The organism is Terriglobia bacterium (genome assembly GCA_020073205.1).
Taxonomy (GTDB): Bacteria; Acidobacteriota; Polarisedimenticolia; order Polarisedimenticolales; family JAIQFR01; genus JAIQFR01.
Window position 1 is genome coordinate 1 of sequence record JAIQFR010000188.1, and the last position, 3,937, is coordinate 3,937.

General features: G+C 68.5%; 8 protein-coding genes. All 8 read left to right on the forward strand.

The features are described from left to right. A partial coding sequence (locus LAO51_20125) for a VOC family protein (GenBank protein ID MBZ5641054.1) occupies positions 1 to 381 on the forward strand: 381 nt, incomplete at its 5' end. Positions 382 to 416: 35 nt separating this feature from the next. Next, entirely contained in the window at positions 417 to 716 is a 300-nt protein-coding gene (locus tag LAO51_20130) for a hypothetical protein (GenBank protein MBZ5641055.1), read from the forward strand. Positions 717 to 768: 52 nt separating this feature from the next. Further along, positions 769 to 1,218 (forward strand): ribose 5-phosphate isomerase B, encoded by a 450-nt coding sequence (gene rpiB, locus LAO51_20135; GenBank protein ID MBZ5641056.1) that lies wholly within the window; start codon positions 769 to 771, stop codon positions 1,216 to 1,218. 49 nt (positions 1,219 to 1,267) lie between these two features. After that, the gene (locus LAO51_20140) at positions 1,268 to 1,684 is read left to right on the forward strand and encodes a hypothetical protein (protein ID MBZ5641057.1); all 417 of its coding nucleotides are present in this window, start codon (positions 1,268 to 1,270) and stop codon (positions 1,682 to 1,684) included. Positions 1,685 to 1,723: 39 nt separating this feature from the next. Next, complete coding sequence (locus LAO51_20145) at positions 1,724 to 2,110, forward strand: DUF488 family protein (GenBank protein ID MBZ5641058.1); 387 nt, start codon at positions 1,724 to 1,726, stop codon at positions 2,108 to 2,110. Between the two features lie 146 nt (positions 2,111 to 2,256). After that, complete coding sequence (locus tag LAO51_20150) at positions 2,257 to 2,799, forward strand: hypothetical protein (GenBank protein MBZ5641059.1); 543 nt, start codon at positions 2,257 to 2,259, stop codon at positions 2,797 to 2,799. A gap of 90 nt (positions 2,800 to 2,889) precedes the next feature. Next, positions 2,890 to 3,537, forward strand: coding sequence for an MOSC domain-containing protein (locus tag LAO51_20155; GenBank protein ID MBZ5641060.1), 648 nt, complete (start codon positions 2,890 to 2,892; stop codon positions 3,535 to 3,537). A 37-nt stretch (positions 3,538 to 3,574) separates the two neighbouring features. Next, the coding region (locus LAO51_20160) for a pyrimidine dimer DNA glycosylase/endonuclease V (GenBank protein ID MBZ5641061.1) at positions 3,575 to 3,937 on the forward strand (363 nt) is incomplete at its 3' end.

Sequence of the window (3,937 nt, forward strand, 5' to 3'; positions counted from 1 at the left end):
TTCTACAAGAACGCCTTCGGCGCCATCGAGGTCTTTCGGGTCGAATCCGCTGACGGCACCCTCTTCGCCGAGATGTCCGTCCAGGGCGCCAGATTCTTCGTCGCCGACGAATCGGCGTCCCATGGTAACTTCAGCCCGGCATCGCTCGGCGGTACGTCCGTCCGCATCGACCTGCTCGTCGCCGATCCCGATGCCGTGCAGGCCCGGGCCGTCGCAGCAGGGGCCAGGGAGATCTCGCCGGTCGCCGCCGAGGAGGTCGGCCCCCGCATGGGTCGCATCGAGGATCCGTTCGGACATTGCTGGCTCATCGGCAGTCACTGGACGGGTCAACCGGGAGGCAGCTTGAAGCAGGTCGGCCTCTGGAGAGGCCATCGGGATTGACAGCGGAGGCGTCGCCTCCGCGGATCGCGCCAAGCATGAGATACGCGCTCGTCGGGCTCGCCGTGATCGCAGGCTTGTACGGCCTTCACAGGATCGCCGTGTGGGCGGAGCGACGCGGCTGGATCTACTACCGGTCGAAGCACGGCAGCAGCGGAGCGCTGGGGAACGCTCTTCTCGAGGTGCACGCGATCCTCGAGCCTTCCGCGCGATACGTGCTCGAGGAAAGAACGAAGGACGATGCCGAGGCGGACGAGTCGGGGGATCCGCCGGACCCTGGAAAGAGCGACGCCGTCCGACGTGACGCTCCAGCGGACGACCCTCCGCGCCGCGGCTGAGTGCCGAGGTCGCCGAATCGGATAACGGCCGGGATGACAGGACGGGTCGACGATGAAAATCGCCATCGGGTCCGATCACGCGGGGTATCGATACAAGACCGTGATCGCCGAGCACCTCGAGAGGTCGGGACACGTCGTCCAGGACTTCGGAACGACTTCCGTCGAACCTGTGGACTATCCCCTCTTCGTTCGTCCCGTCGCCGAGGCGGTCGGCCGGGGAGCTGCGGACCGCGGCATCGTGTTGGGTGGCTCGGGAAACGGCGAGGCGATCGTCGCCAACCGGGTTCGCGGCGTCAGGTGCACCCTGTGCTGGAACGAGGAGTCCGCGCGTCTCGGCCGCGCCCACAACGACGCCAACGTCCTGGCCCTGGGAGAGCGCTTCTTGACCCGAGACGAGGCGCTGGCGATCGTGGACGTTTGGATGGCGACGGAGTTCGAGGGTGGACGTCACCGTCACCGCCTGGAGCTCATCGATGGCGACCGCACCGGCCGATCCGCGTGAACCGCGGGTGCGGCCGGTCAATCGAGTCATGCGCTCCGAGGGAACGGGAATGTCCCGAAGGGTGAACCGGCACACGATCACGACGGGCGCGGCGATGGCAGCCTTCGGCCTGGCCATCGCGTCAGGGTGCGCTCGATCGCCGGTCTGGGTGCCGAGTCGCGAAGTTCGAGCGTCCGTTCGACCCGAGATCGTGGCGGAGTGGTCGAAGCACCGGCGGATCCTGCAGCGCATCCTGGACGGCCATCCCTATTCGGTGCGAGAGTACGAGACTGCGGTTGTCTTCTTCGAGGGGCTGACCAGCATCGAGGCAGGAGGCCTGGCGTCGTTCGTCGGGCGCGTACCCCCGGGGGCTCTGCGACAGGCAACCGCGCGTTGGGACGAGTGGTTCAAGCGGCACGCGGCGGAATTGACGTGGGATCCCGTGCAGCGGGGGATCAGGTACGGAGACAGGTTGCGTGGCGTCTGACGAGGTTGAGCACCGGGTTCGAGGTAGGAGGACGCCGGGATGCCCATCCGTATCGTGAGGCTGGGAAGCGCGAGAGGCCAGGGCGAAGGGGTGCGCATCGGAACGGTCCGCCGCCCCCCGCGCGGCGTGCCCAAGTCCGAGTTCGCCTCGCAGAACTGGTACGACGTCTGGTTCCCGACCCTGGCGCCGAGCGTCGAAACGCTCAAGCTGGGACAAGCCGCCACCACGTCCCGACACTGGGCCGCCTTCGTCAGAAAGTACCGGGCTGAGATGTCGGCCCCGGAAGCGCGCCACGCCCTCGCGCTCCTCGCCGCCCTGTCCCACCACGGCAACTTCTCCGTGGGGTGCTACTGCGAGAACGAATCCCGGTGCCATCGCTCGGTGCTGCGGGTGCTCCTGGCCGAGCAGGGTGCCGAGCTCGAGTGAGCGTCGCCCCGCGACGACGGACGGCCCGTCCCGGCGTTGAAGAAGACGACGACCTGGTCCGATAATGGCGAGCGGCCTACGTCGGCTTCCAGTGGGCGGTGTCGTGCCGAACGACCCACGAGCGCGGACGGTTCGGGAGGGGCGTGATGCGATCGGCAGAGACGTCCGAGGAGAGGAACGGGGCCTTTCGCGTGCTCGGCGTCGTCGGAGCCGCATGGGTCCTGTCCCTGGGCTTCGACCTGCTCCTCCATGCGGGGGTCCTGGCGAAGCTCTACGTCGAGCCGAGCCCGTTCCTCCTCCAGCCTGAAGAGGCGTTTCACCGCATTCCGCTGGGGTATCTCGCGTTTCTCGTGCTGACCTTCGGCCTCTACTGGCTCCTTCGCCGGCTGGGCACGCGGGGAGCCGCGCCGGGATTCCGGCTCGGAGGGATCGCGGGCTGGGTCGTCTGGGGGGCGCTGACGGTCGGCCTGTATTCGATCAGCACGGCGGGATGGCCGCTTCTTCTCGGCTGGTGGCTCGGTCAGTCGATCGAGCTGGGGCTCGCGGGCGCCGTCCTCGGATCCGCCGCCGCCGGCGCGTCCCTCAAGCGCATCTGGGTCGTGGTGGCGTTCGCCGTCGTCGGCTGCATCGCGGTGACCGTCGTCTTGCAGACGCTCGGGCTGGCCCCGGCGATGCGAGTCATGAGATGAGCGGCACGGCTCGACAAGCGGTGACGGAGCGGTCCGAGGCTCGGCACGCATGATCACCGCTCGACCGGCCGGGATGCGGCGAGGTGAGAGATGAGGATCGTGTCGGTGAACGTCGGTCCCCCGCGCGAGATCGAGTGGCGCGGAAGGACCGTTCGAACTTCCATCTTCAAGGAGCCCGTCGAGGGCGCCGTCCGGGTGAGGTCGCTGAACCTTGACGGCGACGAGCAGTCCGACCTGACCGTGCACGGCGGCGTCGACAAGGCGGTCTACGTCTACCCGGCGGAGCATTACGGGTACTGGCGCCGAGAGCTTCCCGGCGTCGCTCTCCCGTGGGGAGCGTTCGGCGAGAACCTCACGACCGAGGGTCTCTTGGAGGTCGACGTCAACATCGGGGACCGGCTTCGTGCCGGCTCGGCCGAGCTCGTGGTCACCCAGCCCCGGATGCCGTGCTACAAGCTCGGGGTTCGCTTCGACCGGCTGGACATGGTCAAGCGGTTCCTGGCCAGCGGGCGGAGCGGGTTCTATCTCGCGGTGATTCGCGAAGGCGAGATCGCGGCGGGCGACGCCGTGACGTGGATCGCTCGCGACGACCACGTGGTCAGCGTGGCGGACGTGGTCGACCTGTACAGGTCGGACGCCGCCAACCAGGATCTCCTGCTCCGCGCGAGCGAGCTTCCGGCCCTTCCCGAGGGATGGCGCGACTACTTCCGCAAGAGGCTCTCTCAGCCCGATGCCTGATCGCGCGGCCCCGGTCGCGGGACCCTCGAGGACGTCGATGCGACTCTGGACCCTGCATCCGAAGTACCTGGACCGCCGCGGTCTCGTCGCCTTGTGGCGCGAGGCCCTTCTCGCGCAGGCCGTGCTGAGCGGGAGCACGAGAGGGTACGTGCGCCACCCGCAGCTCCGGCGGTTCCTCGAAGGGAGGTCGCCCGTCGGCGCCATCGCGGAGTACCTCCGGATCGTCCACGCCGAGTCCGTGGCGCGCGGGTACCGATTCGCGGCGGGGAAGATCCGCCGCGCGACGGACCGCGGCCGCATCGAGGTCGCCCGGGGACAGCTCGAATTCGAGTGGGATCACCTGATGGCGAAGGTCCGGAGACGCGATCCGGGATGGTACGCCCGGGTGGTCCAGGTGAAG